A 25,723-nucleotide genomic window follows, 5' to 3' on the forward strand; every position below is an offset into this window, starting at 1 on the left:
CGGGCTTGCGCCAGTGGGGAAACTCAGGAAGAAGCCTGCGCCTGCGCCAGCAACTGCGGCTCCATGCGCGCCGCGATCTTCTTCAGATAGCCTGACGCGGCGGCGACGCCGGCGCCGCCCGCGCGCTGCAGCCAGGCATAGGCCTCGACCAGGTCGCGCTGCACGCCCTGCCCCGCCGAGTACATCACGCCAAGGTTGAACTGGGCGCGCGCATGGCCCTGGCGCGCCGCGCACAGGTACCAGAAATGCGCCGCTTCGTAGTCGCGCTCGATGCCCTTGCCGCAGTCGTGGCGCAGGCCCAGCTCGAACTGCGCCAGCGCGTGGCCCTGGTCGGCGGCCTTGTGAAACCAGTCGGTCGCTTCGCTTGGATCGGCGTGTTCGGCGCGGTCCAGCAGCACGCCCACCATGTACTGGGCCGGCGCGTAATCCTGGGCCGCCGCGCGGCGGTACCACTCCAGCGCCTGCGCCTCGTCGCGCGCCACGCCGATCCCGCCTTCGTAGCGCAGGCCGAGGTCGAACTGGGCGCGCAGGTGGCCCTGCTCGGCCGCCTTGCGGTACCAGTGCGCCGCCTGGGCGGGGTCCTGCGGCACGCCGCTGCCGGCATCGAACAGCTGGCCGAGATGGTACTGGGCCGAGGGCATGCCCTGCTCGGCGGCCTGGCGGTACCAGTGCGCGGCCTGGGTCCAATCGCGTTCGACGCCCTGCCCGTGCTCGTAGCGCACGCCGAGGTTGTCCTGGGCGCCGGCATGGCCTTGTTCGGCCGCGCGGCGGTACCAGTGCAGCGCCAGCGCTTCGTCGCGCGGCACGCCGTGGCCGCTGTCGTAGATGAGGGCGAGGTTGAACTGGGAACTGGCGTGGCCCTGGTTCCCGGCGCGGCCGTACCACTGGATCGCCAGCTCGCTGTCCTGCTCGACGTCCTGCCCCTTGTCGTAGCGCAGTCCGAGGTTGAACTGAGCCGGCGCGTAGCCCTGTTCGGCGGCCTTGCGGAACAAGTCGACGGCTTGCATGCCGCTGCTGCGCAGAGCGAGGCTGAACTGCGAGCGCGCATAGCCCTGTTCCGCCGCGCGCCGGTACCACTCGGTGGCCGCGTCCTGGTCCTGGGGCACGCCCTTGCCGGTCTCGTACATCATGCCGAGGTTGTGCTGGGCGCCGGGTTCGCCCTGGCTTGCTGCCTGGCTGAACCAGTGCAGGGCCTGCTGCACGTCGCTCGGCACGCCCTGCCCTTTCGCATACAGCCAGCCCAGGTTGTACTGCGCCGGCGCATAGCCCTGCTCGGCGGCGCGGCGGTACCAGTAGGCGGCCTGGCCATAGTCCTGGCCGACGCCCTGCCCCTTCTGGTACATGACGCCGAGGTTGTACTGGGCCAGCTCGAGGTCGGCGCTGGCCGCCATGCGATACCAGGCGACCGCCAGTTCGTAGTTCTGCGGCACGCCCTGGCCGCTGGCGTACATGAAGCCCAGGCTGTGCTGGGCGCTCGGCACGCCGCGCTCGGCCATGCCCTTCACGCGCAGGAATTCCGCGGTGTGGCGACCTTCGATGTCGCCAGGCTGGGCAGGTATGTCGAGCATGGCGTCCGCTTACGCCTGCACTGCCCGCAGGCCGAACAGCGTCGGCTGGGTGCGCAGCGCCTTGATGAATTCGCCCAGCGGGATCGGGCGGTAGTACAGGTAGCCCTGCATGGTCATGCAGCCGTTGGCGCGCAGGTAGCGCGCCTGTTCCTCGGTCTCCACGCCTTCGGCGATCAGGTTCAGTCCCAGGCCCCGTGCGATCGAGATGATCGCCAGGATCACCGGATAGTGGCCGCCCTCTTCGTGGATCTCCTTGACGAAGGACTGGTCGATCTTGACCGTGTGGATCGGGAAGCGGTGCAGGTAGGACAGCGACGAGTAGCCGGTGCCGAAATCGTCGATCGCCACCGACACGCCGAGCTGGCACAGTTTGTTCAGCTGCTCGATCGCGTACTGCGGGTTGCGGATGCAGATGTTCTCGGTGATCTCGACTTCGATCTGGCCGGGCTGGATGCCGTAGCGCACCAGCGCGTTGCGCATCTTTTCGAAGAAGTCGCCGCGGTCCAGGTATTGCGGCGACAGGTTGAGCGACAGGCGCACGTGGTCGGTGCCCGAGGCATTCCACTGCAGCATGTCGCGGCACAGCGCGCCGATCATCCAGTCCGAGATCGGCAGCATCAGGCCGTTCTCTTCCGCGAAGGGCAGGAACTCGCCGGCCGACAGGAGGCCCCGGGTCGGGTGGTTCCAGCGCATCAGCGCCTCGGCGCCGACGATGCGGCCGGTGAGCGCGTCGATCTGCGGCTGGTAGTACATCTCCAGCTCGTCCTGCTCGAGCGCGCGGCGCAGCGCCTGCTCGAGGGCGATCTTCTGGTGCGAGATGTCCAGCATCGAGGTGTGGTAGAAGCTGTGCCCGTTCTTGCCCTGGGCCTTGATCTGGTACATGGCGATGTCGGCATGGCGCAGCAGCTCGTCGATCGATTCGCCGTCGGTCGGGTAGATCGCGATGCCGATCGAGGCCGAGATGTGCACTTCGTGGCCGTCCAGGTCGAAGGGCTCCTGCAGGGTCTCGAGGAACTTGTCGGCGACCATGCGCGCGTCGTCGCGGTCGCGCAGTTCCGGCAGCACGATGGTGAATTCGTCGCCGCCCTGGCGCGCCAGCGTGTCGCCCTTGCGCAGGCAGCCCTTCAGGCGGGTGGCGGCCTGCTGCAGCAGTTCGTCGCCCTTCACGTGGCCGAGCGTGTCGTTGACCAGCTTGAAGCGGTCCAGGTCGATGAACATCACCGCCAGCTCGGTCTTCTTGCGCTTGGCCTGGATCACGGCCAGTCCGAGGCGGTCCTTGAACAGGATGCGGTTCGGCAGGTCGGTCAGGATGTCGTGGTAGGCCTGGTAGGAGATGACCTCTTCCGCGCGCTTGCGGTCGGTGATGTCGCGCGCCACGCCGTAGGTGCCGAAGAACTCGAGCTTCTTCACTTCCTGGTCGGGCACGTGCATGCCGATCGCGTTGAGCGAAATCGTCATCAGGGTGGTGTTGAAGGTGCGGTCCAGGCCGTTGCCGCCGCTGTTGCGGCATTTCAGGCGCAGCTCGACGTTGCGCGAGGCGCGTTCGTCGACGCGGCGCTCGTTGAAGACGTAGCGCGCGCGCTCCAGGTCTTCCTCGTGCACCAGCACCGAGTAATGCTTGCCGAGCAGCTCGTCGCGCGAGTAACCCAGCAGCTGGTAGGCGCGGTCGTTCACGAAAGTGAAGCGGCCTTCGTGGTTCAGCGTGTAGATGATGTCCGGCGAGGAGTCCACCAGGTAGCGGTACATCTTCTCGGAGTTTTCCAGCTGGGTGGCCATGCGCTCGTTCTCGAGCGCCAGGCGGCGGCCCTTGAGGGCGTTGACCACCGTGGCCAGCAGTTCTTCCCTGGCATAGGGCTTGCGCAGGTAGTCGTAGGCGCCGCGCTTGAGCGCGCCGATCGCCGCATCGATGCCGACCTCGCCGCTCATCACGATCACGTCGGCGTCGATGCCCCGCTCGTTGATGAAGTCCATGATCTCGTGGCCGCCGATGTCCGGCAGGCGCAGGTCGAGCAGGACCAGGTCGAAGCGCAGGCGCGACAAATGGGCCAGGGCTTCGCTGCCCGAGGATGCGGTGGTGAGCTGGTAGCCGCGGCCCTTCAGCAGCTCGTACAGCGAGGACAGCAGGCGCGGCTCGTCGTCGACCAGCAGCAGGCGTGGCTGGCTGTCGGTCTCGAGCGTCGGGGAATACGGAGCCGGTTCGCCGGAAAACATGGCGTGATGCGCGTTGATCATGATCTTATGCAGAGCCGATCGCGCGGGCCGGCAGCGCGACAGGGTTACCAAGGCTGGTGCTGGTGGCGCCGGACCACGCAGGCAGGAGGATTTCGAATGCGGTGCCGTTGCGCCCGCTGCGGCAGCCGATGTGGCCGCCCAGCTTCTTGACCAGGCTGTGCACGATCGACAGGCCCAGGCCGTGGTGGGCACCGTCCTTGGTGCTCTTCACCGGCGAGAACAGGTGGGCCAGCACCTCGCGCGACAGGCCGGGGCCATTGTCGCTGACGACCAGTTCCAGGTAGAGCTGGCGCTCGCGGTTCACGTGGCCGCGGTTGACGATTTCCACGCGCCCGCCGCCCGTGCCGAGGGCCTCGATGGCGTTCTTCACCAGGTTCACCAGGATCTGCTTGAGCACGTCGGCGTCGCCCTCGATGCGGGTCGCCTCCTCGTGCATGGTGACGACGATGTCGACCGTGGCCGGGACGAAGCCGGTGCTGAGGAACAGGCGCTGTACCTCGTCCACCACCTTGGCGACGTCGGTCGGGCGCGGGGCCGTGTCGGCCGGCTTGAGCTCGGCCAGGCTGCTGACCAGCTGGCCGACGCGGTCGATCTCTTCGTTCAGAATCGACATCTCGGTGCTGACCGGCTCCTGGCGCGCCAGCTTGCTGTCCAGGACACTCAGGTAGTTCTTGATGATCGACAGCGGGTTGTTCACTTCGTGCACCACGCGGCGCGACGCCTCGCGGTATTCCTCGGCCACGTGCGCGAGCTGGCGCCGGGCGTGGCCGCGCTCGGACAGCATGTTCTCCAGCGCGGTGGCGGCCTGCGCCCCGAAGGACTGCATGAAGCGCTCGCGCCGCTGGCAATACGGGACCTGCCAGGCCGCGATGCCGCCGATCAGCACGCCCAGGCAGCGCGCGCCGGCAACCAGCGGCACGCACACCAGGCTGTCGGTGCCGAGCATGCGCAGCAGCTGTTCCTCGGCCAGGCCGAGGCTGGCGCCATCGCGCCCGATGAAGGCCGGACGGCGCTCCAGCGCGCTCTTGGCGATGGCGCCGCCTTTCGCGAGCGGCACGGCGAATTCGGCGATGCGCTGGCTGCCCTGGGTCGGGGCGCCGACCAGGGCGTGGCCGGTCGGATTCTCCAGCAGGACCACGGCATTGCCGAAGTCGAACAGGATGCGCGCCGAGCGCGTCATCGCTTCCAGCAGGCCCGATTCGCCCTGCTGGCGCGCGAAGCTCTGGCCCACTTCCGAGACCAGCACCATGTTGCGCACTTCTTCGGACAGGCGCTGCTGCACCGGGTCCAGCGCGGGCGGCGCATAGGCCGGCGGCGCCGGGATGTCGTCGGCGCCCGCCAGGTCGATGCCCAGGTGGGCGGCGGCCTTATCGACCTGGCGCGCGGCGCCCGCCAGCATCTGTCCGGCCTGCTCGTCGTCGATGCCGCACAGGGCGGCGGCCTCGCGCAACATGGCCTCGTCGTCCGCATGGCTGGACAGCACGTGGGCCAGGCGCACGATGCGGATCAAGGGGTGGGCCGACTCCAGACGCTCGCTCGGCTCGTGGTGGTACAGCACGGCGTCGGCCAGGAAGGAGTCGAGCTGCCAGCGTTCGATCAGCCAGGCGCCGGCTTCGGCGTGGGTGATCTGCAGGGTGCGCTGCTCGACGGCGCACAGGTCCTCGTCGTCGCGCGCGCCGAAGTTGTAGGCGTATTCCTTGGGGGCGGTGGCCAACAGGGCCAGGCGGCCGACGTTGTGCAGCAGGCCGGCCAGGTAGGCTTCTTCCAGGTGCGGATACTCGACGGCGTGCGCGATCTCCCGTGCGATGACGGCCGTGCTCAGGGCGTTCTTCCAGAAGGCGCGCAGGTCGGTGCTGCCGGAATGCGGGAAGTTGTTAAAGGTCTGGAACACCGAGTCGCTGATCACCAGCGTCTTGATCATGTCGGTGCCGAGGGCGACCAGGGACTGCTCGAGGTTGACGTTGCGGTGGTGGCGCTGGTACGCCGAGCTGTTGGCCACGGCCAGCAGCTTGCCGGTCATGCCGGCATCCTTCGAGATCAGAGCGGCCAGTTCCGGCATGCCGAGGTCGTCGGCCTGCAGGTGTTCGATGAGACGCACGAGGATCTGCGGCATTGCCGGCAGACGAGCAATCAAGAGACGATTGCGGATATCCTGATCCGAAGCTTGCATGGGTCTCAAACGCGGCCGCGTGTCGAAGGTTGTCCGAGGCAGCCCGGGTAGAGTTGCCACAAAGTCTTTCTTTTCTATTTACCGGATAGAACGATCTTTAAACGTTTGTTCCGGGCATGAAAAACTTATCTTAGCATATAGACATTTCTGATCGGGAACAATACTTTCTGTAAAAAGTGTTGTCGAGATGTCGTACTAAAGCTAGAGGCGAAGAAACGCTATGTCGGCAGGAATGAAAGAATATTTCATATATGCATGCATACATGAAATATTCTTTCATTCATACAGCCAGGAGCGGCTACGTACAGCGATCGGGTTCGGTGAACCCGATCACGGCATCGGATGCCCGTCGCGGATTTTCTGGCGCCGGTAGCGGCGTGCGGTGGCCCACAGGCCGATCGACAGCAGCGTGAAGCCGGCCTGGCCGAGCGCCAGCGACAGCACCGAATGCGACAGCATCGGCGAGATCACCCCGGCCACGATGGCGCCGGCCAGGGTGGTGATGAAGGACTGGCAGGAGGCCACGGTGCCGCGGATGTGCGGGAACATGTCGAGCGCCATCAGGGTGGCGCCCGGCGCGATGATCGAGCTGCCGAAGGTGAAGAAGAACATGTGCGCCACGCTCCAGGGCAGCGAAGGCGGCAGGAAGCTGTGGTAGGTCACGTTGAAGGCGACCGCGCCCAGCATGAAGAAGAAGCCGATCCGGATCTGGCGCGCGAAGCCCAGCTTGCCCGCCATGCGGTTGGCCGCCAGCGCGCCCAGGAAGATCCCGCTCACGGTCGGCACGAACAGCCAGGCGAACTGCGACGGCCCCAGGCCGAGGTGCTCGGGCAGCATCACCGGCGCCGACGCGATGTACAGGAACAGGCCGGCGAAGTTCAGGGCCACCACGCCCGACTTCATGTGGAACAGGAAGGAGCTGAAGATCGCGCCGTAGCTCTGCGCCAGGAAGCGCGGATTGAACGGCTGACGCCTTTCCTTCGGCACGGTTTCCGGCAGGTGCTTCCAGCAGAACCAGCCCAGGACGACGGTGTAGGCGCACAGCGCCAGGAAGATCGCGCGCCAGTCGGCCAGGGTCACGATCCAGCCGCCCAGCACCGGCGCGATGGCCGGCGCGATCGAGAAGATCATGGTTACCATCGACAGCAGGCGCGCCGCCTCGGCATCCGAATACAGGTCGCGGATGATGGCGCGCCCCACCACCACGCCCGCCCCCGCCGACACGCCCTGCATGATGCGGAACACCCACAGGTAGTGCACCGAGCTGGCCGCCGCACAGCCGAAGGTGCCGATCGCGAACACCACCAGCGCGAACAGGACCACGTTGCGCCGACCGAAGGCATCGGACAGCGCACCGTGCCACAGCACCATGCCGGCGAAGGCCAGCATGTAGGCGGTGAGCGTCTGCTGCACTTCCAGCGCCGAGGCGTTCAGTTCGGAACGGATCTGCGGGAAGGCCGGCAGGTAGGCGTCGATCGAGAACGGCCCCAGCATCGACATGGCCGCCAGCAGCGTGGCCAGGCCGCCGGCGCTGAGCATGGCGATCTTGTGGGGCGCGGGCAGCGGAACCGGGATGACCGGATCCTTGGGCAAGTCGTCGGGTTCGGTCGGCGGCAGCATGGAGGCTTATTGCTCCTGTCTTGGTTTGGCTTCCTCGCGGCGGTTGAAACCGGCCACCATGTCGAAGCGGAACAGGCGGCATTCGAGCGCGCCGTTGAAGAACGGGGTCTTGCGCGATTCCTTCAGGCGCAGCAGCTTGGGCAGCCCCAGATCCGCCGTGAACAGGAAGGCGGTCCAGCCGGCGAAGCGCTGCTTCAAGGTGGTGCCGAGCGCGGAATAGAAGGACAGCGCCATCTCGTCCTGCGGCACCGTGGAATCGCCGCGCACGCCGATCCGCTCGCCGTACGGCGGGTTGGTCAAGAGGATGCCCGGCTGGCTGGTGGGCGGCGACACGTGCTGGGCCTCGATCTGCTTGAGCGGCACGTCGAACAGGATGCCGGCGATCTTCAGGTTATGGCGCGTCATCGCGACCATGTCGCCCGAGATGTCGGAACCGAAGATGGTCGGCTCGGCAGGCAGGGGATTCGGCTTGATCTCGGCTTTCAGCGCGGCCCAGGCCTCGCGGTCGAAGTCGGCGAATTTCTCGAAGGCGAAGCGGCGCCTGCTGCCTGCCGGGATGCCCTGCACCATCTGGGCCGCTTCGACCAGGATGGTGCCGGAGCCGCACATCGGGTCGAACAGCGGGATGCCCGGCTTCCAGCCGGCCACGCGCAGCATGCCGGCGGCCAGGTTCTCGCGCAGCGGCGCGTCGCCGGTCTCTTCGCGCCAGCCGCGCTTGAACAGCGCTTCGCCCGAGGTGTCGAGGTAGATGATGAAGTTGCGCTGGTCGAGGAAGCCGACGATGCGCATGTCCGGCTCGCGGGTATTCACCGAGGGACGCTTGTTAAACTGGTCGCGGAAGCGGTCGCAGACGGCGTCCTTGATCTTCAGCGTGGTGAACTCGAGGCTCTTGAGCGGGGACTTCACCGCGGTGACGTCGACGCGGATGGTGTGGTTGACGCCGAACCAGTCTTCCCAGGGCTGCTCGAGCACCAGGTCGTAGATGTCGTTCTCGTTGTTGTAGCTGCGCTGCCCCATGCGCATCAGGACGCGCGAGGCGATGCGCGAGTGCAGGTTGATGCGGTAGGCGTCCACCAGCGAACCGGAGCAGTGGACGCCGCCTGGCACCTGGTTGTGCACGCGCATCGTGGTGCTGTGCTGGGCGATTTCGCCCAGTTCTTCGGCAAGTGCCGCTTCCATGCCGCGCGGGCATGGGCAGAAATATGAGGCCATGAGGGGTACCCTTTGTCCGTTGAAAAATCAGAAAGCAGTGGCGCCGGCCCATGCCGGCGCGCCAGATGATACAGCTTCGGCAGGCGTCAGAACGGCTTGACGACCACCAGGATCACGATCGCCAGCAACAGCAGCACCGGCACTTCATTGAAATACCGGTACCACTTGTGGCTGCGCGCATTCGCTCCGCGCTCGAACTTTTTCAGCAGCGAGCCGCAGGCGTGATGGTAGCCGATCGCCAGGATCACGAGCGCCAGTTTCGCGTGCAGCCAGCCGCCCCGGATGCCGTAGCCCAGCCACAGCCAGATGCCCAGCGCCAGGGCCGGCACCATCAGGATGGTGGTGAAGCGGTACAGCCGGCGCCCCATGCCCAGCAGGCGGTCCAGTGCCGCCGGATTGGTTTCCTGGGCCAGGTTCACGAAGATGCGCGGCAGGTAGAACAGCCCCGCGAACCAGGAGGCGATGAAGACGATGTGCAGGGCCTTGATCCAGAGGTACATGCGTTTCCTTGTGATTAATTGCGCACTTCGCCGTGGCCGAATACGACGTACTTGAGCGAGGTGAGTCCTTCCAGCCCGACCGGGCCGCGCGCATGCAGCTTGTCGTTCGAGATGCCGATCTCCGCGCCCAGGCCGTATTCGAAGCCGTCCGCGAAACGGGTCGAGGCGTTCACCATCACCGAGGCCGAGTCGACCTCGCGCAGGAAGCGCAGCGCGGCGCTGTAGTCTTCGGTGACGATCGATTCGGTGTGCTTCGACGACCAGGTGTTGATGTGGTCGATCGCGCCATCCAGCCCTTCCACCACCCGGACCGCCAGGATCGGCGCCAGGTATTCGGTACTCCAGTCCTGCTCGGTCGCATGCTTCAGGTACGGGTAGCCGGCCAGGATCGCATGCGCTTCGGCATCCGCGCGCAGCTCGACCTCCTTCGTCTTGTACAGCTGCGCCAGCTGCGGCAGCACGGTCGGGGCGATCGCGCGCGCCACCAGCAGGGTTTCCATGGTGTTGCAGGTGCCGTAGCGGTGGCACTTGGCGTTGAAGGCGACCGGCAGCGCCTTGGCGATGTCGGCCTTGTCGTCGATGTAGACGTGGCAGATGCCGTCCAGGTGCTTGATCATCGGGACCGTGGCTTCCGCCATCAGGCGCGCGATCAGGCCCTTGCCGCCGCGCGGAACGATCACGTCCACGTACTGCGGCATCGTGATCAGGGCGCCGACGGCGGCGCGGTCGATGGTGTCGACCACCTGCACCGCGTCCAGCGGCAGGCCGGCGCCGGCCAGGCCTTCGCTCACCAGCTTGGCCAGCGCGCGGTTGCAGTGGATCGCTTCCGAGCCGCCGCGCAGGATCGCCGCGTTGCCGCTCTTGATGCACAGGCCGGCCGCGTCCACCGTCACGTTCGGGCGCGCTTCGTAGATGATGCCGATGACGCCCAGCGGCACGCGCATCTGGCCGACCTGGATGCCGCTCGGGCGCGGCTTCATGTTGCTGATTTCGCCGACCGGATCGGGCAGCGCGACGATCTGGCGCAGGCCCTCGACCATGGTCTTGATGGCGCCGTCGGACAGCAGCAGGCGGTCGAGCAGCGCCGGCTCCAGGCCATTGGCGCGGGCAGCAAGCATGTCCTCCTGGTTCGCCGCGCGCAGCACGGCGGCGTCGCGCTCGATGGCGTCGGCGATCAGGAGCAGCGCGCGGTTGCGGGTGGCGCCGTCGGCGCGCGCCATGGCGCGCGAAGCGGCACGGGCCTTGCGGCCCATGGAGTGCATGTGTTCGGTGATGTCCATCGTGTAGCCCGTGTTGCGGTTTTCGTAGGGTGGGCAGGTCCCCTGCCCACGCGTTCAAATCACATTCGAGAAATAACAGCAGCCGAGTAATTCACGCGCCGGTTGAACGCGTGGGCGGGGGACCCGCCCACCCTACCGCGCTACCCGCAGCGCCAGCTGCAGCATGGCATCCCACGCGTCCCCGGCAAACGCCTTCGCGCGCAGGCCCTTGACCATCCGGTCCACCTGCGCCGCCTCCTGCAGCGCCGCTTCCAGCGTGGCAATCGACACGCGCCGCAGCGCCGGTTCCATCATGCGCTCGCGCGGGCCCCAGATGCGGTATTCCTTCAGCAGCGCGCCCAGCGGACGGCCCTGCGCCATCCCGGATTTCAATTTTAGCAGCGTGCGGATTTCTTCACTGACGGCCCATAAAACCAGCGGCAGGGCCTCGCCCTCGCCCTTCAGGCCGTCGAGCATGCGCGCCAGGCGCGCCGGGTCGCCGGCCAGCATGGCTTCGGACAGCTTGAATACGTCGTAGCGCGCCACGTTGAGCACGGCGTCATGCACCTGCTCGAAGCTCAGCTTGCCCGGCTCGTACAGCAGGCCGAGCTTCTGGATCTCCTGGTGCGCCGCCAGCAGGTTGCCTTCGACGCGGTCGGCGATGAAGTCCAGGCTCTGGCGCTCGGCGCCCTGCCCCTGTGCGGAGAGCCGCATGCCGATCCAGTTCGGCAGCTGGGCGCGTTCCACGTTCGGGATCTCGATGTAGACCGCCGCCGCCTGCAGCGCCGCCACCCACGAGGCCTTGGCGGTCTGCCAGTCCAGCTTCGGCAAGGTGATGAGGGTCAGGTTGTCGGGACCGAGATCCTTGACGTAGGCCTGCAGGGCGGCGCTGCCGTCCTTGCCCGGCTTGCCGCTCGGGATGCGCAACTCGATCAGTTTCTTGTCGCCGAACAGCGACATGGCCTGGTTCGCGGCCAGCAGTTCGCCCCACTTGAAGTTGCGCTCGACCGTGAGCACGTCGCGCTCGGTATACCCCCGGGCGCGGGCGGTCGCGCGAAGGCGGTCGGCCGCTTCCAGCGCGAGCAGGTGCTCGTCGCTGGTGATCACGTACAAGGGCGCCAGGCCCTTGGCCAGGTGGCCCTCGAGGGCCTCAGGCCGCAGTTGCATAAATCAGGCTCAATGCGTCAAGTTCAAACCGGTTTGATTGCGGCCAGGCGGCGCAGGATCTGCTGCACCAGGTCGGCCTGCATGTCGCGGTACAGCAGCGCTTCTTCCGATTCCTTGGCCAGCACCTGCGATTCGTCGAAGGCGATGTTGCGGCGCAGGGTGATCTCGGTCGGGCCCAGCAGTTCCTTGTTGTTGGCATCGCGTACGCGGAACACCAGGGTGTAGCTCAGCGAGTACTCGCGCACCCGGCCCAGGCTGTTGAGCGACAGGATGGACTTGCCGCGCGACTCGGACAGCACGTCGAACAGGGCCTGCGCCCTGGAGGCGTCGGTCTCGACGCGCACCGAGTCGCCCGCGCGCAGGTTGCGCTTGAGCTCCGTGCCCAGCGGCGAGGTCTCGGGGAAGGCCAGGTAGATGCTCTGGAAGGGCATGTTGTACTGGCCGGTCGAGCCGCGCAGCTGGAAGCCGCAACCGGCGACGGTTGTGGCCACCAGGAGCGCTGCCAGCGTGCGTACCACGATGGTTTTCATCGATTTACACCACGATGTTGATGAGTTTGCCCGGCACCACGATGACCTTCTTCGGCGTGCCTTCGATGAACTTGCTGACCGATTCCTCGGCCAGCGCGGCGGCTTCGATGGCCGCCTTGTCGGCATCCTTCGGCACCTTGACCGAGCCGCGCAGCTTGCCGTTCACCTGGATCATCAGTTCGATCTCGGACTGCTCCAGCGCGGCCGGGTCGACTTGCGGCCACTGCACGTTGAGGATGTCGCCGTAGACGGCGGCGTAGCCCAGGTCCTGCCACAGCACGTGGGTGATGTGCGGCGCCACCGGGTTCAGCAGGCGCAGGAAGATCGAGAAGCCTTCGGCGATCACGGCGTCGCTCGCCACACCTTCCGCCAGCTTGGCCGACTCCAGGGTGTTGAGCATCTTCATGCAGGCCGAGACCACGGTGTTGTACTGGATGCGCTTCAGGTCGTAGTCGGCCTGCTGCAGCACCTTGTGCACTTCGCGGCGCAGGGTCTTCTGGGCGTCGTCCAGGGTGCCCTGCTGCGGGCCCTTGAGGGCGCTGGCGATGCGCTCGCGCTGCGCGTAGCCGTAGGCCCAGACGCGGCGCAGGAAGCGGCTCGCGCCTTCCACGCCGCTGTTCGACCACTCCAGGGTCTGTTCCGGCGGCGAAGCGAACATGGTGAACAGGCGCGCGGTGTCGGCGCCGTACTGCTGGATCTGCGCCTGCGGGTCGATGCCGTTGTTCTTCGACTTCGACATCTTCTCGGTGCCGCCGATCTCCACCGGCTGGCCATCGGCTTTCAGGACCGCGCTCTGCGGGCGGCCCTTGTCGTCAAAGGTCAGCTCGACGTCGGCCGGGTTGTACCAGGTCTTCTTGCTCGATGCGTCTTCGCGGTAGTAGGTCTCGTTCAGCACCATGCCCTGGGTCAGCAGGTTCACGAAGGGCTCGTCGAACTTGAGCAGGCCGAAGTCGCGCATGACCTTGGTCCAGAAGCGCGCGTACAGCAGGTGCATGACGGCGTGTTCGATGCCGCCGATGTACTGGTCCATCGGCATCCAGTAGTCGTTGCGCTCGTCGACCATCTTGTCATTCGAGCCCGGCGAGGTGTAGCGCATGTAGTACCAGGACGAATCGATGAAGGTATCCATCGTGTCGGTCTCGCGGCGCGCAGCTTTGCCGCACTTCGGGCAGGAGCAGGCCAGGAAGGCTTCGTCCTTGTTCAGCGGGTTGCCGCTGCCGTCCGGGACCAGGTGTTCCGGCAGCACGACCGGCAGGTCGGCCTCCGGCACCGGCACCGCGCCGCAGTCGCCGCAGTGGATCATCGGGATCGGGGTGCCCCAGTAGCGCTGGCGCGAGATGCCCCAGTCGCGCAGGCGGAAGGTGACCTTCTTGTCGCCCAGGCCTTGCGCGGCGAGATCGCCCGCCACCGCGTTGACGGCGGCGATGTAGTCCAGCCCGTCGTACTTGCCCGAGTTGATGGTCTTGCCGTGTTCTTTATCGCCGTACCACTCCTGCCAGCCGTCCAGGGAGAATTCCTGGCCTTCGACGGCCACCACCTGCTTGATCGGCAGGCCGTACTTGGTGGCGAAGCCGAAGTCGCGCTCGTCGTGGCCCGGCACGCCCATCACGGCGCCGTCGCCGTAGGTCATCAGGACGTAGTTGCCGACCCAGACCGGCAGCTGCTCGCCCGTGACCGGGTGGGTGACGGTCAGGCCGGTCGGCATGCCCTTCTTTTCCATCGTCGCCATGTCGGCTTCGATGACGGAACCGAGCTTGCACTCGGCGATGAAGGCCTGCAGTTCCGGGTTGTTTTTTGCCGCGTGCTGGGCCAGCGGGTGCTCGGCCGCCACGGCGCAGAAGGTCACCCCCATGATGGTGTCGGCGCGGGTGGTGAAGACGTACAGCTTGCCCTCGTTGATGAGCTCACCCGATGCGTCCTCGATCTGGTGCGGGAAGGCGAAGCGCACGCCGGTCGACTTGCCGATCCAGTTGGCCTGCATGGTGCGCACGCGCTCCGGCCAGCCCGGCAGCTTGTTGTCGACGTAGTCGAGCAGCTCGTCGGCGTAATCGGTGATGCGCACGTAGTACATCGGGATCTCGCGCTTCTCGATCAGCGCGCCCGAGCGCCAGCCGCGGCCGTCCACCACCTGTTCGTTCGCCAGCACGGTCTGGTCCACCGGGTCCCAGTTCACGGTGCCGGTCTTCTGGTAGATGATGCCCTTCTCGAGCATCTTCAGGAACATCCACTGGTTCCACTTGTAGTATTCCGGCTTGCAGGCGGTCATCTCGCGCGACCAGTCGATGGCCAGGCCCATCGATTCCATCTGCCCGCGCATGTGGGCGATGTTCGAATAGGTCCATTCGGCCGGCGGCACGTTGTTCGCCATGGCCGCGTTCTCGGCCGGCATGCCGAAGGCGTCCCAGCCCATCGGCATCAGGACGTTGTAGCCGTTCATCCGCAGGTAGCGGTACATCACGTCGTTGATCGTATAGTTGCGCACGTGACCCATGTGCAGCTTGCCCGACGGGTAAGGCAGCATCGAGCAGGCGTAATACTTGCCTTTCGGGAAACGTGGGTCGTGTTCGACGGCCTTGTAGGCGTCGATCGACTTCCAGTAGGCCTGGGCGGCCTGTTCGACTTCAGCTGGACTATATTTTTCTTGCATGATTTCTTGCAGACGTGGAGGGTGGAACAGAACATTATACTGTTTCATTTTGCACTGCGGCGAAAGGCGGCGCCGCAATGAAAAACCGCCATGCCTGCCCTGGCAGGAATGGCGGTGACGGGATCGCGTCAGGAACGGCCGCTCAGCGCAGCACCAGCTCCAGCGCCGGCTTCTCGCCGTAATCCTCGTAGCGTTCGTTGATGCCGCCCACGCAGAAGGCGATCTCGTCCAGCAGGTCGGGCACGGCGGCCTTCATCCGGTCGGCATCCGCGACGACGATTTCCAGCACCTCGTCCGGCCCCAGCCGGAACTTGGTCATGTTCTCCTCGTCGCGCAGGTAGCTCAGGCAGTCGACCCAGGCGTCGATGCTGTCGGTATACGACGCGGGAAAGCCGAACGCGCGCCGGGATTCCCGATGGAAGGACGCCTCGTCGACGATGGCGGCGCCGTTCAGTTCCGCGACGGCCATGCTCACCCCTTCAGGCCCAGCACGTCGTCCATGCCGAACAGGCCGTTCGGCTTGCCCGCCAGGAAGCGTGCGGCGCGCACGGCGCCATGGGCATAGGTGACGCGGCTGCTCGACTTGTGGCTGATCTCGATGCGTTCGCCGGTGCCGAGGAACATCACGGTGTGGTCGCCCACCACGTCGCCGCCGCGCACGGTGGCAAAGCCGATGGTCGACGGGTCGCGCTCGCCGGTCACGCCTTCGCGGCCGTAGACGGCGCATTCCTTCAGGTCGCGTCCCAGCGCGTCGGCGATGACTTCGCCCATCTTGAGGGCGGTGCCGCTCGGCGCATCGACCTTGTGGCGGTGGTGCGCCTCGACGATCTCGATGTCGTAGCCTTCGCTGAAGCTTTTCGCCGCCATTTCCAGGAGCTTGAGGGTGACGTTCACGCCCACGCTCATGTTCGGGGCGAACACGATGCCGACCTTGTCGGAGGCACGCCGGATCGCCGCCTTGCCCTCATCGTCGAAGCCGGTGGTGCCGATCACCAGCTGCACGTCGTTGGCCGCGCAGTATTCCAGGTGGCGCAGCGTGCCTTCCGGACGGGTGAAGTCGATCAGCACGTCGGCGTTCTTCAGCGCGGCGGCCAGGTCGGACTGGATGATCACGCCGGTCAGCTGGCCGGCGAAGGCGCCGGCGTCCATGCCGATCGAGGGCGAACCCGCGACGTCGAGCGCGCCCGCCAGTTCGGCGTCCGGCGCGGCCTGGATGGCTTCGACCAGCATGCGGCCCATGCGGCCGCTGGCGCCGGCGACGGCGATTTTCAACGGGGCACTCATGGCTGCACCGTCGGCGCGCCGCCGACCTTGGGCGCTTCCATCGGGCGCGATTCGGCCTTGGCCTTGGTGCTCACCTTGGAAGGGCCGGCGATGCGGTCGATGTATTCGCGCTCGGTCGGCAGGTTGCCGCCTTCGAAGCGCTCGACCTTGTCGTCCTTGAAGAAGACGGTGACGCGGCTGGTGGTCAGCTCGCCGTTGCCGCGCGCGAGGTAGAACGGGTAGTCCCAGCGGTCCTGGTGGAAGACGTCGTTCAGCAGCGGGGTACCGAGGAGGAAACGCACCTGGTCGCGGGTCTGGCCGACCTTGAGCTGGTCCAGCATCTCCTGCGAGACGAAGTTACCTTGCTGGATGTCGGGGCGGTAGGGCGAGAACACCCACATGAACTTCTGCAGCTTGGTGGCCTGGACGGTCTGGGCGCCGGCATTCGCGGCGGCAGCCGACTTCTGTGCGTCCGCGGCGACTGCCGCCGGGTCCGTGCTCACCGGCGGCGCGGGACGCGTCTGGTTGCGCCAGGCGGCGCAGCCGGACAGCATCAGCGTGCATGCGAGGCCGGCCACGACGACTGCCCGGCTTGAGAATCGGTGGAGAACGGCTGGTTTGACGCGCATAGGTAACCTCAAAACGTTTGAGCGGGAGCTCCAAAACGCTATATCATAAAGCACTATGCCAAACTACGAGCAACAAACGTGAGTGAACTGCGATGAGTAACAACCCGAGCGACCTGAAGGCCAGCGGCCTGAAGGCAACCCTGCCGCGCCTGAAAATCCTGGAAATCTTCCAGAACAGCGCCGTTCGGCACCTGACGGCGGAAGATGTCTACAAAATCCTCCTCGCCGACAACATGGATGTGGGCCTGGCCACCGTCTACCGCGTGCTGACCCAGTTCGAACAGGCCGGCCTGCTGAACCGCAACCACTTCGAGACCGGCAAGGCCATCTACGAGCTGAATGCCGGTTCGCACCACGACCACCTCGTCTGCCTCGACTGCGGCCACGTGGAGGAATTCTACGACGACGAAATCGAGGCGCGCCAGCACAAGATCGCGGTCGAACGCGGCTTCAAGATCGCCGAGCACTCGCTGGCGATCTATGGCAATTGCGTGAAGCCGGCCTGCCCGCACCGCCACTGATTCACAGAGACTTGAGGTATTCGGCCAGGTCCGAGATCTCCGCGGCGCTCAGGCCCAGACCCTTGCGCTCGTTATAGCGTGCCACCACCTCCGCCGTGGTGGCGGCGCTGCCGTTGTGGAAGTATGGCGGGTGCTGCCACAAGCCCCGCAAGGGCGTGGTCCGATACTGCTTCGTCGCCGTGCGCGAGGCATAGCTGGGCGCTCCGCCCGGCTCCTGCTCGCTGACCACGTCCGATACCGGATGCAGCCGCAGGTTCGCATCCGTGAATTTTTCCCCGCCATGGCAGCTGATGCACTGCCCCTTCCCCTTGAACAGCAGCGCGCCGCGCGCGGCCGCGGCCGCGTCGACACTGCCGGGCGGCGCCGGCGGCGCTTCCAGCGACAGCTGGTAGGCGCGCAGGGCCGGCAGCTTGGGGCCGACCAGGTCGACGTCGCCGTTGCGCACGTGAACGCCGATGCGCGGGTCGGAAAAACTGCCCAGTCCACCCATCTGGGTGACGGCCACGTAGCGGTTCCAGTAGGTGACATCGTCGCCGTCGCCGGTATAGGTGATCCGGTGGATGCCCCGCAGGCCGTAGGCCGGCGGGATGAGCACCGGGCCATTGATGCCGTCCAGGCTGAAGCGGGGGTCGTACCGGCCCTTGCCCCAGGAGTTATACACCGCCTTCTGCGCCGTGCTCAGCGCCGGCGACAGCGCGATGATCGCCCCCGGGTTCAGGTCGCGGTTGGCCCAGCCGTCGAGGCGCCTGCCGATGCCGGCGGCGAAGGAGTTGTCGACCGTGGAGTGGCACAGCGCGCAGGTCACCCCGACCCGCCTGAGGACGTCCTTCCCGTGCACGGTCTCGACCTTGCCGATCACGCCGACCACCGCGTTCAGCTTCAGCAGCGTGACCGTGGTGTGCGGGCTGTTCAGGTCCACGCTGCCATTCTTGATGCCTTCGCGTACGGCGGGCGGCAAAGCATCCGCGTCGACCTTCAGGCCGACCGCCAGCGCCGTGGCCGGCGACACCTGGGTCGCGATGACCTCATGCATGCGCAAGGTGTCGGTCCAGCGCGCCTCGTCGCCGAAGGTGTCGAAACGGAAGATCTTGCGCCCTTCGGCCACCAGGTCCGGGTCGGGCTGGTCGGGGCGGTCGTCGTCGCTGCCGCAACCGGCAAGGAAAACCATGCCGAGCAGCGCCGGCACAGCCAGATACTTGGTCAACATGGGAACCCTCCTTCGTCACAGGACCGCCTGGGTTCACCGTAGACCGCGCCGGCGCGGAGGGATTCGGCCAGCGCAAGCGCGGGCGCCGGGCGCGACCTGGCGCAAAGGGGATGTTTCCTGCAGGAGATTCAGGAGCCAGGCGCGGGCGCTAGGACTGGCTCAGGGCGTTCGACAGCAGCTTGGCCGTGATGTCGACGATCGGGATCACGCGCTCGTAGGCCATGCGGGTCGGGCCGATCACTCCCAGGGTGCCGACGATGCGTCCGTTGACCTCGTACGGGGCCGTCACCACGCTCATTTCGTCCATCGGCACCAGCTTCGATTCGCCGCCGATGAAGATCTGCACCCCGCCGGCCTTGCTCGACACCTCGAGCAGCTGCATCAGGCCGGTCTTCTGCTCGAACATCTCGAACATCTGGCGCAGGGACGACATGTTGGACGACAGGTCGGATACCGACAGCAGGTTGCGCTCGCCCGCGATCACCATGTCGTCGCCCTCGGCCATCGCCTCGCTGCCCGCCTCCACCGCGACCTGCATCAGCTTGCCCATGTCGTCGCGCAGCTGGCGCAGTTCGCCGCCCAGGCGCGCGCGCACCTGATCGAAAGTGAGGCCCGCGTAGTTCTGGTTCAGGTAATTGGCCGACTGCGTCAGCTGCCCCGGCGTGTAGTCGACGTCGGTGTGCAGGAGCCGGTTCTGGACGTCGCCGCGCGGATCGACGATGACCAGCAGGATGCGCTTTTCGGACAGGCGCAGGAATTCGATCTGCTGGAACACCGACTCGCGCCGCGGGCTTTGCACCACGCCGGCGAACTGCGACAGCGAGGACAGCATCTGGGCCGCGTTGGCGATGATCTTCTGGGGCTGCTGGCTCGGCAGGCGCATGTGCTGGGCGCCGACCGCCTGCTCGTCGATGTGCTGCACGGTGAGCAGGGTGTCGACGAACAGCCGGTAGCCGCGCGGCGTGGGGATGCGGCCGGCGGAGGTGTGCGGACTGGCGACGTAGCCCATTTCCTCGAGGTCGGCCATGATGTTGCGGATCGTGGCCGGCGACAGGTCGAGGCCGGAAATCTTCGACAGCGCACGCGAACCGACAGGCTGGCCGTCGGCGATGTAGCGCTCGACGAGGGCTTTGAGCAGGGTCTGAGCGCGGGGTTCGAGTTGCATGCTCTGTATTATGCACGCGATGGCGGGCGGGGCGCCAGTTCAGGCGTGTTCGCGCTTGAGCCAGTCGAGCAGGCCATCCAGGCTGCTCACCTCGAGGTCGGGCCGGACCTGCTCCGGCATGTCGTTGACCTTGCCGATCCGGTTCATCCAGACGGCGCGCAGTCCGGCACGCTGGGCGCCGTCGACGTCGAGCAGCAGGTCGTCGCCCACGTACAGCGCCTCCTGCGGCGCCACGCCCAGCAGGCGGCAAGCCTCCAGGAAGATGCGCGGGTCCGGCTTGGCGACGCCGAAGCTGGGGGCGGCGACCGAGGCGTCGAAATGGCGCGCCAGCCCGATCGTCTGCAAATCGGCATTGCCATTGGTGACCGAGCCGATCAGCACCCTGCCCTTCAGGCGCAGCAGGCCGGGCAGCACGTCGTCGTAGGGAATCACGGCATTGCGGGCGGCGAAGAATTCGGTCATCGCCAGCTCCACCTTGCCCGCATCCTCGCCGGCCTGCTCGAAGGCGGCGATCAGGCCGGCCCGGCGCAGGGCGCCCAGGTCGAGCTGGAATTCGGGCTGGCGCGCCAGCAGCTCGAGCCGGGCCTGGCGCAGGGTCTCGATGGTGAACTGCTGCGCCACCCGCGGCGCATGCTCGCGCAGCCAGGCGAACAGGATCTGCTCGGCCTCCAGGATTACCGGGGCGATCGGCCACAGGGTGTCGTCGAGATCGAACAATACGGCTTTGGGCCAGGCGCGGCGCTGCTTCATGGTTTGCTTGCTTGGGAGATGGGTACCTGGCCCAAGGATAGCGAGCACGCCCGTAGAAAGCAATCGGGCACCGTCCCGCGCTACCCACGGTTACAGCGTGATACAAAGGCAAACCGTCCAGTTGCTTGTTAAATGGACTAAAATGTTGGGCTAATATAATGTGGTCGTCCGTCGTCCACCCGCGTGTCCACAGCTCACTTGCACACGCTTTGCACGTTCACCAGTCAGATTTTTTGGAGAAATTATGAAGAGTTCGTACCTGCGTGCCGGTGCTGCGCTGGCATGCGCGCTGGCGCTGTCCGCCTGCGGCGGCGGCGGCGGCGACCGCGTTATCAGCGGTTCGTTTTCCGGCGTGACCAGGGCTGGCCTGGTCCTGCAGAACAATGGCGGCTCCGACCTGGCCATCAATCCGACCAACAACGGTGTCGGCAGTTTCTATTTCCCTGATATGGTGGAAACCGATTCCGAGTACAACGTCACGGTCAAGAGTTTCCCGACCAATGCCGAGACCTGCAAGGTCACCAACGGAAAAGGCAAGGTCGCGATCGATGTCAACACCATCTATGTCGAGTGCACCATCCGCCAGCATGCGCTGACGGGAACGGTCAGTGGCCTGACCGGCAACCTGGTGCTGGTCAATGGCGCCGACCGCGTTACGATCGCGCCCGGCGCCACCTCTTTCACGATGGCCAAGGTCAACGAGGACGCGCCCTACGGCATCGCGGTCCTGACCCAGCCCGAGAACCAGACCTGCACGGTGGCCAATGGCACCGGCACCGTCGGCCAGGCCGACATCACCAACGTGACCGTGACCTGCGGCCCGCGCACTTGATCAACACTGTCTATCCTGGAGCAAGCTTCATGAAGTTTACCCTGATCCGTCCGGCAAGCATGCTGGTAATGGCAGCGGCCCTGGCATCCTGCGGTGGCGGTGGCGACGACGATAATTTCACGGTGGGCGGTAGTGTCTCCGGCGTCGTTTACCCGGGCATGATGCTGACCAATAACGGCACCGACACCATCAACATCGCGCCGCCGGCCAAGGCCGGCGACGATGTCAAGTTCAGTTTCTCGAAAAAGCTCGAGTACGGCGACACGTATGACGTGCGCATCACGTCCAATCCGCAGCACCAGAACTGCCGTGTCTTCCAGTACGCGCCGAACAGCCCGACCGGCACGGCCGGCCAGCTGGCCGTCATTAACGCCCGTTTCGAGTGCTTCATTGCGACGCACGAGATTGGCGGAGAAGTCTCGGGCCTGACCAAGGACAATACCGGCCTCGTGCTGACCAATGGCAGCAACACCGGCAGCACCCTGATCGTACCGGGCGACACCAATACCGACGGCGCCGCCTTCAAGTACACGATGGGCGCGCCAGTGGAGTACAACCAGTCCTACGGCGTCACCATCGTGACCCAGCCGAAAGACGCCGTCTGCACGGTCCAGAACCCGACCGGCGTCATGGGCGATGCCGATGTTACCAACATCAACATCACCTGCGTTCGCTCGGCGCCATAAGATATTCAAAAAACTTATGTCGAATATGCGAAACTAATATTGGACTTATATGCTGTGACGCAGCATACTAGCTCCTGTCTCCTCCAACTCTCCTCAGAAAAGAATTGGATTTCAAGCCCGCTACCCAGCGGGCTTTTTTTTGGTTCTTCGCGGGGAATGGGGGAAGACGGGGTTGACGATCTAATCGGGAGGTGGTGGCGGTGGCCTGATGTTGGTAGATTGATAGTCGCCAAACAAATCAGTCTATCAAACCACCGCCATGCTCAATGCTATGTCGTCTGTCCCGTTTTGGGAAGGCCATATTGTCGACACCGTCCAAGAACAAGAAGACGGATCACTGTTAATCGTTCTCGATACCTGCCCGGCAAGGGATGCTGTGTGCGGAGCGTGCCACCAGCCTTGCGCCCTGGTGCATGAGCGCCGAAGGCGTAAGGTGCGCGATCGCGACGTTCTGGACAAGCGCGTCTGGCTCGATGTGCCGGTACGGCGGCTGGACTGCCATCACTGCAATGCACGAGTGGCCGAGCACATTGTTTGGCTCGACCGCCGGGCGCGCATCACGCACCGCGTGCGTCTGTGGGTCGAGGCGCTGGCGCAGTTGCTGCCCATAGCCCATATAGCCCGGTTGACCGGGCTGCACTGGCATACCATCAAAGAGATTGATCATCGGCGACTAAAGCAGCTGCACGGCGACTTCTCGGCGGTGGGCGTACGCCGCTTGGTCATGGACGAATTTGCCCTGCACAAGGGCCATCGCTACGCTACCGTGGCCATGGATGCCGAGCGTATGCGCGTCTTGTGGGTTGGGGAAGGCAACAGCCGGGAAGCGATCCGGCCATTCTTTGAGCTGCTGGGCGAGCAAGGCTGCCAGCGAATCGAGGCGGTGGCCATGGATATGAACACGGCCATGGACCTTGAAGTGCGTCAGCAATGTCCAAACGCGGAGGTGGTCTACGATTTGTTTCATGTCGTGGCCCGCTTCGGCCGCGAAGTCGTCGACCGGGTGCGCGTCGATCAAGCCAATACGTTACGGGCCGAACCAAAAGCGCGCCAGGTCATCAAGCGTAGCCGCTGGCTGTTACTACGCAACCGCGACAACCTCAAGGCCGAACAGGCCGTCAAGCTCGAAGAACTGCTCGCCGCCAATCAGCCGCTGGCAACGGTCTACCTGCTCAAGACCGAATTGAAAGAGATCTGGTATGCGCCATCGGTCCGGGAAGGTGCTCGTCGATGGAAGGCTTGGCTCAAACTCGCCTTGGAAAGCCATATCACACCGCTGATCCAGTTTGCCAAACGGCTGGCCAAGTACCGGCGCGGCATTCTGGCTTCGGCCATCTATCCGATGAACTCATCGATCCTGGAAGGCGTCAACAACCGCATCAAAGTCATCAAGCGCATGGCCTACGGATTTCGGGATGCATCCTACTTCTTCCTGAAAATCAAGGATGCGTTTCCCGGCAAAACGCGATGAACCTTTTTTTTCGCCCGCCCTCCGGCACGGCCGGAACCGGCGGTCGGGAATCAGGCCGGACGCTTGGCCGTGACCTTCACCACGGCGACCTGCGAGGCGCCGACCGAGACCTGGGCGTTGTAGGCCTCGGCCGCGCGGCTGGTGGCGGCCTGCGCATAGCTGCTGACGCCGGCGAGGACCAGGGTGGCGAGGAAGATGGCTTCCATGTGCTTGAGGACGTTCATGATATGCTCCCTTCGGTGAGTTGGTGGGCCGCTTCGTGTGTCGCGCGGCTTGTCGATGGGAGTACTTTAGCCAAGGCCTCCCGCGGCTTCCACCGGGGTGCGACGGACTGCAGGAATTGGCGGATGAAGGGACGAAATGCGGGATGCGCTGCTCTTGTGCAGCGCAATGTAGAGCAGGATTCGGTGGCGTTTCGCAGGACGGCGAGGAGCCGTCCTGCGCAGGGAGATCAAAGCAGATTGGCCAGCGCCACGTACTGTTCCAGGCCCACCGCCTCCGGCCGCGCGCCCGGATCGATGCCGGCCTCGACCAGCTGCGCCTCGGTGAACATCCCCGCCACGCAGTTGCGGATCACCTTGCGGCGCTGCGAGAAGGCCTTGGCCACGACTTTTTCCAGCGTGCCGCCATCCACCTCGAGTTTCTGGCGCTTGGGGATCATGCGCACGATTGCCGAATCCACCTGGGGCGGCGGGTCGAAGGCGGTCGGCGGGACGATGAACAGCAGGTCCATGTCGTAGCGCCATTGCAACATCACCGACAGGCGGCTGTAGGCCTTGGTGCCCGGCTCGGCCACCATGCGCTCGACCACTTCCTTCTGCAGCATGAAATGCTGGTCCTCGACCAGCGGCGCGAATTCGGCCAGGTGGAACAGCAGCGGGCTCGAGATGTTGTACGGCAAGTTGCCGACGATGCGCAGCTTCTGGCCTTCCGGCACCGGGATCGCGCCGAAATCGAACTTCAGCGCATCGCCCGAGTGCACGGTGAGCTTCTCGCGCGGGTAGGCCTTTTCCAGGCGCGCCACCAGGTCGCGGTCCAGCTCGACGACGTGCATGTGGTCGAGCGACTTGAGCAGCAGCGCCGTCATGGCGGCCAGGCCCGGGCCGATCTCGACCATCGCCTGGCCGCGCTGCGGGCCGATGGCGTCGATGATGTTGTCCAGGACGAGTTTGTCGGTCAGGAAGTTCTGGCCGAAGCGCTTGCGTGCTACGTGTTTGCTCATGGTGTTCTAGTGATGGTTCGTTTTAGCGGCGGTTCGAGGCCGCCATCTGCATGGCGGCGCGGATCGCCTCGATCATGCTGCCGCAGTCGGCCAGGCCCAGGCCCTGCGCCGCCAGGTCGAGCGCGGTGCCGTGGTCGACCGAGGTGCGCACGATCGGCAGGCCGAGCGTGACGTTGATGCCGCGCCCGAAGGTGGCGTGCTTGAGCACCGGCAGGCCCTGGTCGTGGTACATCGCCAGCACGCAGTCGGCCCCCGAGAGGTACTTCGGCTGGAACAGGGTGTCGGCCGGATACGGCCCGCGCACGTCGATGCCGCGCGCCCGGCTTTGCTCCAGCACCGGCGTGATGACCTCGATCTCCTCGCGGCCCAGGTAGCCGTTCTCGCCCGCATGCGGGTTCAGGCCGGTGACCAGGATGCGCGGTGCGGCGATGCCGAACTTGTTCTTCAGGTCGGCGTCGATGATGTCGATGGTCTGCGCCAGGTTCTCCGGCGTCAGCGCCGCCGGGACGTCCTTCAGCGGCAAATGGGTGGTGGCCAGCGCCACCCGCAGGTAGGGCTGCTCGCTTCCCCCTGCCGCGCCGGGCTGCCCGGCAAGCATCATCACGACCTTCGGCGTATTGGTTTTTTCGGCCAGGTATTCGGTATGGCCGGAAAAGGCCACGCCGGCGTCGTTGATGGTGCTTTTCTGGAGCGGCGCGGTGACGATGCCGTCGAACCAGCCCGTCAGGGCGCCTTCGATCGCGAGGTCCAGGGTGGCCAGCACGGCGCGCCCGTTGTCCGGATCGAGCTTGCCGGGGACGACGTGGGCGGCGAGCGGCACGTCGATCACGGCCAGGCGGTCCGTGCCGAAGTGCGGCAGGCCGCCGTTGCGCAGGGCCTGGATCGACAGGGCCGACAGGCGGATGGCGGGATCGATCAGGCTGGCGGTGAGCGCCAGGAAGGCGGCGTCGCCGACCAGCACGCAGTTGGCGGATTCGCGCAGCGCCCAGGCCGCGCGGATCGAGATCTCGGGACCGATGCCGGCCGGCTCGCCGACCGTGACCGCGAGGGTAGGCCGGCGTCCATTCGGCAT

General features: G+C 65.7%; 23 protein-coding genes. 4 read left to right on the top strand and 19 right to left on the bottom strand.

Annotated features, from left to right (window positions below):
- Positions 1–23: 23 nt before the first annotated feature.
- The 13 genes from MasN3_RS24370 to MasN3_RS24430 form a co-directional block, all read right to left on the bottom strand.
- Positions 24–1,568, bottom strand: coding sequence for an SEL1-like repeat protein (locus tag MasN3_RS24370; RefSeq protein ID WP_281910934.1), 1,545 nt, complete (start codon positions 1,566–1,568; stop codon positions 24–26).
- Positions 1,569–1,577: 9 nt separating this feature from the next.
- Entirely contained in the window at positions 1,578–3,779 is a 2,202-nt protein-coding gene (locus MasN3_RS24375; RefSeq protein WP_370662376.1) for an EAL domain-containing response regulator, read from the bottom strand.
- A gap of 25 nt (positions 3,780–3,804) precedes the next feature.
- On the bottom strand, positions 3,805–5,970 hold the full coding sequence (locus MasN3_RS24380; protein WP_281910939.1) for an HDOD domain-containing protein: 2,166 nt from the start codon (positions 5,968–5,970) through the stop codon (positions 3,805–3,807).
- A gap of 330 nt (positions 5,971–6,300) precedes the next feature.
- Entirely contained in the window at positions 6,301–7,590 is a 1,290-nt protein-coding gene (locus MasN3_RS24385) for a multidrug effflux MFS transporter (protein ID WP_281910941.1), read from the bottom strand.
- 6 nt (positions 7,591–7,596) lie between these two features.
- Entirely contained in the window at positions 7,597–8,802 is a 1,206-nt protein-coding gene (locus tag MasN3_RS24390; protein ID WP_441905182.1) for a THUMP domain-containing class I SAM-dependent RNA methyltransferase, read from the bottom strand.
- Positions 8,803–8,888: 86 nt separating this feature from the next.
- Entirely contained in the window at positions 8,889–9,302 is a 414-nt protein-coding gene (locus MasN3_RS24395) for a CopD family protein (RefSeq protein WP_281910943.1), read from the bottom strand.
- Positions 9,303–9,316: 14 nt separating this feature from the next.
- A complete protein-coding gene (locus MasN3_RS24400; RefSeq protein ID WP_281910944.1) occupies positions 9,317–10,582 on the bottom strand; it encodes a glutamate-5-semialdehyde dehydrogenase in 1,266 nt (421 codons plus the stop codon).
- Positions 10,583–10,714: 132 nt separating this feature from the next.
- Positions 10,715–11,728, bottom strand: a complete 1,014-nt coding sequence (gene holA / locus MasN3_RS24405; RefSeq protein WP_281910947.1) for a DNA polymerase III subunit delta — start codon at positions 11,726–11,728, stop codon at positions 10,715–10,717.
- A 23-nt stretch (positions 11,729–11,751) separates the two neighbouring features.
- The gene (locus tag MasN3_RS24410) at positions 11,752–12,258 is read right to left on the bottom strand and encodes an LPS-assembly lipoprotein LptE (RefSeq protein WP_281910950.1); all 507 of its coding nucleotides are present in this window, start codon (positions 12,256–12,258) and stop codon (positions 11,752–11,754) included.
- Between the two features lie 4 nt (positions 12,259–12,262).
- A complete protein-coding gene (leuS, locus tag MasN3_RS24415) occupies positions 12,263–14,905 on the bottom strand; it encodes a leucine--tRNA ligase (protein WP_281910953.1) in 2,643 nt (880 codons plus the stop codon).
- Between the two features lie 142 nt (positions 14,906–15,047).
- Positions 15,048–15,374 (bottom strand): barstar family protein, encoded by a 327-nt coding sequence (locus tag MasN3_RS24420; protein ID WP_281910955.1) that lies wholly within the window; start codon positions 15,372–15,374, stop codon positions 15,048–15,050.
- A gap of 2 nt (positions 15,375–15,376) precedes the next feature.
- Entirely contained in the window at positions 15,377–16,189 is an 813-nt protein-coding gene (gene dapB, locus MasN3_RS24425) for a 4-hydroxy-tetrahydrodipicolinate reductase (protein WP_281910957.1), read from the bottom strand.
- Complete coding sequence (locus tag MasN3_RS24430) at positions 16,186–16,722, bottom strand: outer membrane protein assembly factor BamE (protein ID WP_370662377.1); 537 nt, start codon at positions 16,720–16,722, stop codon at positions 16,186–16,188. Before MasN3_RS24430 ends, dapB begins: the two co-directional genes overlap by 4 nt.
- A 167-nt stretch (positions 16,723–16,889) precedes the next feature.
- On the opposite strand from MasN3_RS24430, the gene fur reads away from it, so the two are divergent.
- Positions 16,890–17,318 carry a ferric iron uptake transcriptional regulator gene (gene fur, locus MasN3_RS24435; protein WP_281910963.1) on the top strand — a complete coding sequence of 143 codons (429 nt, stop codon included), beginning with the start codon at positions 16,890–16,892 and terminating at the stop codon, positions 17,316–17,318.
- A gap of 1 nt (position 17,319) precedes the next feature.
- Here the strand turns inward: fur and MasN3_RS24440 are convergent, their stop codons facing one another.
- The 3 genes from MasN3_RS24440 to MasN3_RS24450 form a co-directional block, all read right to left on the bottom strand.
- Positions 17,320–18,525 carry a c-type cytochrome gene (locus tag MasN3_RS24440; RefSeq protein WP_281910966.1) on the bottom strand — a complete coding sequence of 402 codons (1,206 nt, stop codon included), beginning with the start codon at positions 18,523–18,525 and terminating at the stop codon, positions 17,320–17,322.
- 148 nt (positions 18,526–18,673) lie between these two features.
- A complete protein-coding gene (hrcA, locus tag MasN3_RS24445) occupies positions 18,674–19,690 on the bottom strand; it encodes a heat-inducible transcriptional repressor HrcA (protein ID WP_281910969.1) in 1,017 nt (338 codons plus the stop codon).
- 39 nt (positions 19,691–19,729) lie between these two features.
- On the bottom strand, positions 19,730–20,440 hold the full coding sequence (locus MasN3_RS24450; RefSeq protein ID WP_281910971.1) for an HAD family hydrolase: 711 nt from the start codon (positions 20,438–20,440) through the stop codon (positions 19,730–19,732).
- A 244-nt stretch (positions 20,441–20,684) separates the two neighbouring features.
- On the opposite strand from MasN3_RS24450, the gene MasN3_RS24455 reads away from it, so the two are divergent.
- The 3 genes from MasN3_RS24455 to MasN3_RS24465 all read left to right on the top strand — a co-directional run bounded on the left by MasN3_RS24455 (position 20,685) and on the right by MasN3_RS24465 (position 23,429).
- On the top strand, positions 20,685–21,272 hold the full coding sequence (locus MasN3_RS24455; RefSeq protein ID WP_281910973.1) for a hypothetical protein: 588 nt from the start codon (positions 20,685–20,687) through the stop codon (positions 21,270–21,272).
- Positions 21,273–21,301: 29 nt separating this feature from the next.
- Entirely contained in the window at positions 21,302–21,958 is a 657-nt protein-coding gene (locus MasN3_RS24460) for a hypothetical protein (RefSeq protein ID WP_281910974.1), read from the top strand.
- A gap of 271 nt (positions 21,959–22,229) precedes the next feature.
- Positions 22,230–23,429 (top strand): ISL3 family transposase, encoded by a 1,200-nt coding sequence (locus MasN3_RS24465; protein WP_370662345.1) that lies wholly within the window; start codon positions 22,230–22,232, stop codon positions 23,427–23,429.
- A gap of 50 nt (positions 23,430–23,479) precedes the next feature.
- Here MasN3_RS24465 and MasN3_RS24470 read toward each other — a convergent pair whose 3' ends face one another.
- The 3 genes from MasN3_RS24470 to pdxA form a co-directional block, all read right to left on the bottom strand.
- The gene (locus MasN3_RS24470; RefSeq protein WP_169728133.1) at positions 23,480–23,653 is read right to left on the bottom strand and encodes a hypothetical protein; all 174 of its coding nucleotides are present in this window, start codon (positions 23,651–23,653) and stop codon (positions 23,480–23,482) included.
- A gap of 227 nt (positions 23,654–23,880) precedes the next feature.
- Positions 23,881–24,651 carry a 16S rRNA (adenine(1518)-N(6)/adenine(1519)-N(6))-dimethyltransferase RsmA gene (rsmA, locus tag MasN3_RS24475; RefSeq protein ID WP_281910976.1) on the bottom strand — a complete coding sequence of 257 codons (771 nt, stop codon included), beginning with the start codon at positions 24,649–24,651 and terminating at the stop codon, positions 23,881–23,883.
- 22 nt (positions 24,652–24,673) lie between these two features.
- Positions 24,674–25,723 carry a 4-hydroxythreonine-4-phosphate dehydrogenase PdxA gene (pdxA, locus tag MasN3_RS24480; protein ID WP_281914592.1) on the bottom strand — a complete coding sequence of 350 codons (1,050 nt, stop codon included), beginning with the start codon at positions 25,721–25,723 and terminating at the stop codon, positions 24,674–24,676.

The sequence above is a fragment of the Massilia varians genome (assembly GCF_027923905.1).
Lineage (GTDB): Bacteria > Pseudomonadota > Gammaproteobacteria > Burkholderiales > Burkholderiaceae_D > Telluria > Telluria varians_B.

Excerpts from the sequence above, each read along its gene's own strand:
- MasN3_RS24370 (WP_281910934.1), bottom strand. The coding sequence starts at position 1,568 with ATGCTCGACATACCTGCCCAGCCTGGCGACATCGAAGGTCGCCACACC.
- MasN3_RS24375 (WP_370662376.1), bottom strand. The coding sequence starts at position 3,779 with ATGTTTTCCGGCGAACCGGCTCCGTATTCCCCGACGCTCGAGACCGAC.
- MasN3_RS24380 (WP_281910939.1), bottom strand. The coding sequence starts at position 5,970 with ATGCAAGCTTCGGATCAGGATATCCGCAATCGTCTCTTGATTGCTCGT.
- MasN3_RS24385 (WP_281910941.1), bottom strand. The coding sequence starts at position 7,590 with ATGCTGCCGCCGACCGAACCCGACGACTTGCCCAAGGATCCGGTCATC.
- MasN3_RS24390 (WP_441905182.1), bottom strand. The coding sequence starts at position 8,802 with ATGGCCTCATATTTCTGCCCATGCCCGCGCGGCATGGAAGCGGCACTT.
- MasN3_RS24395 (WP_281910943.1), bottom strand. The coding sequence starts at position 9,302 with ATGTACCTCTGGATCAAGGCCCTGCACATCGTCTTCATCGCCTCCTGG.
- MasN3_RS24400 (WP_281910944.1), bottom strand. The coding sequence starts at position 10,582 with ATGGACATCACCGAACACATGCACTCCATGGGCCGCAAGGCCCGTGCC.
- holA (WP_281910947.1), bottom strand. The coding sequence starts at position 11,728 with ATGCAACTGCGGCCTGAGGCCCTCGAGGGCCACCTGGCCAAGGGCCTG.
- MasN3_RS24410 (WP_281910950.1), bottom strand. The coding sequence starts at position 12,258 with ATGAAAACCATCGTGGTACGCACGCTGGCAGCGCTCCTGGTGGCCACA.
- leuS (WP_281910953.1), bottom strand. The coding sequence starts at position 14,905 with ATGCAAGAAAAATATAGTCCAGCTGAAGTCGAACAGGCCGCCCAGGCC.
- MasN3_RS24420 (WP_281910955.1), bottom strand. The coding sequence starts at position 15,374 with ATGGCCGTCGCGGAACTGAACGGCGCCGCCATCGTCGACGAGGCGTCC.
- dapB (WP_281910957.1), bottom strand. The coding sequence starts at position 16,189 with ATGAGTGCCCCGTTGAAAATCGCCGTCGCCGGCGCCAGCGGCCGCATG.
- MasN3_RS24430 (WP_370662377.1), bottom strand. The coding sequence starts at position 16,722 with ATGCTGTCCGGCTGCGCCGCCTGGCGCAACCAGACGCGTCCCGCGCCG.
- fur (WP_281910963.1), top strand. The coding sequence starts at position 16,890 with ATGAGTAACAACCCGAGCGACCTGAAGGCCAGCGGCCTGAAGGCAACC.
- MasN3_RS24440 (WP_281910966.1), bottom strand. The coding sequence starts at position 18,525 with ATGTTGACCAAGTATCTGGCTGTGCCGGCGCTGCTCGGCATGGTTTTC.
- hrcA (WP_281910969.1), bottom strand. The coding sequence starts at position 19,690 with ATGCAACTCGAACCCCGCGCTCAGACCCTGCTCAAAGCCCTCGTCGAG.
- MasN3_RS24450 (WP_281910971.1), bottom strand. The coding sequence starts at position 20,440 with ATGAAGCAGCGCCGCGCCTGGCCCAAAGCCGTATTGTTCGATCTCGAC.
- MasN3_RS24455 (WP_281910973.1), top strand. The coding sequence starts at position 20,685 with ATGAAGAGTTCGTACCTGCGTGCCGGTGCTGCGCTGGCATGCGCGCTG.
- MasN3_RS24460 (WP_281910974.1), top strand. The coding sequence starts at position 21,302 with ATGAAGTTTACCCTGATCCGTCCGGCAAGCATGCTGGTAATGGCAGCG.
- MasN3_RS24465 (WP_370662345.1), top strand. The coding sequence starts at position 22,230 with ATGTCGTCTGTCCCGTTTTGGGAAGGCCATATTGTCGACACCGTCCAA.
- MasN3_RS24470 (WP_169728133.1), bottom strand. The coding sequence starts at position 23,653 with ATGAACGTCCTCAAGCACATGGAAGCCATCTTCCTCGCCACCCTGGTC.
- rsmA (WP_281910976.1), bottom strand. The coding sequence starts at position 24,651 with ATGAGCAAACACGTAGCACGCAAGCGCTTCGGCCAGAACTTCCTGACC.
- pdxA (WP_281914592.1), bottom strand. The coding sequence starts at position 25,723 with ATGCCGAATGGACGCCGGCCTACCCTCGCGGTCACGGTCGGCGAGCCG.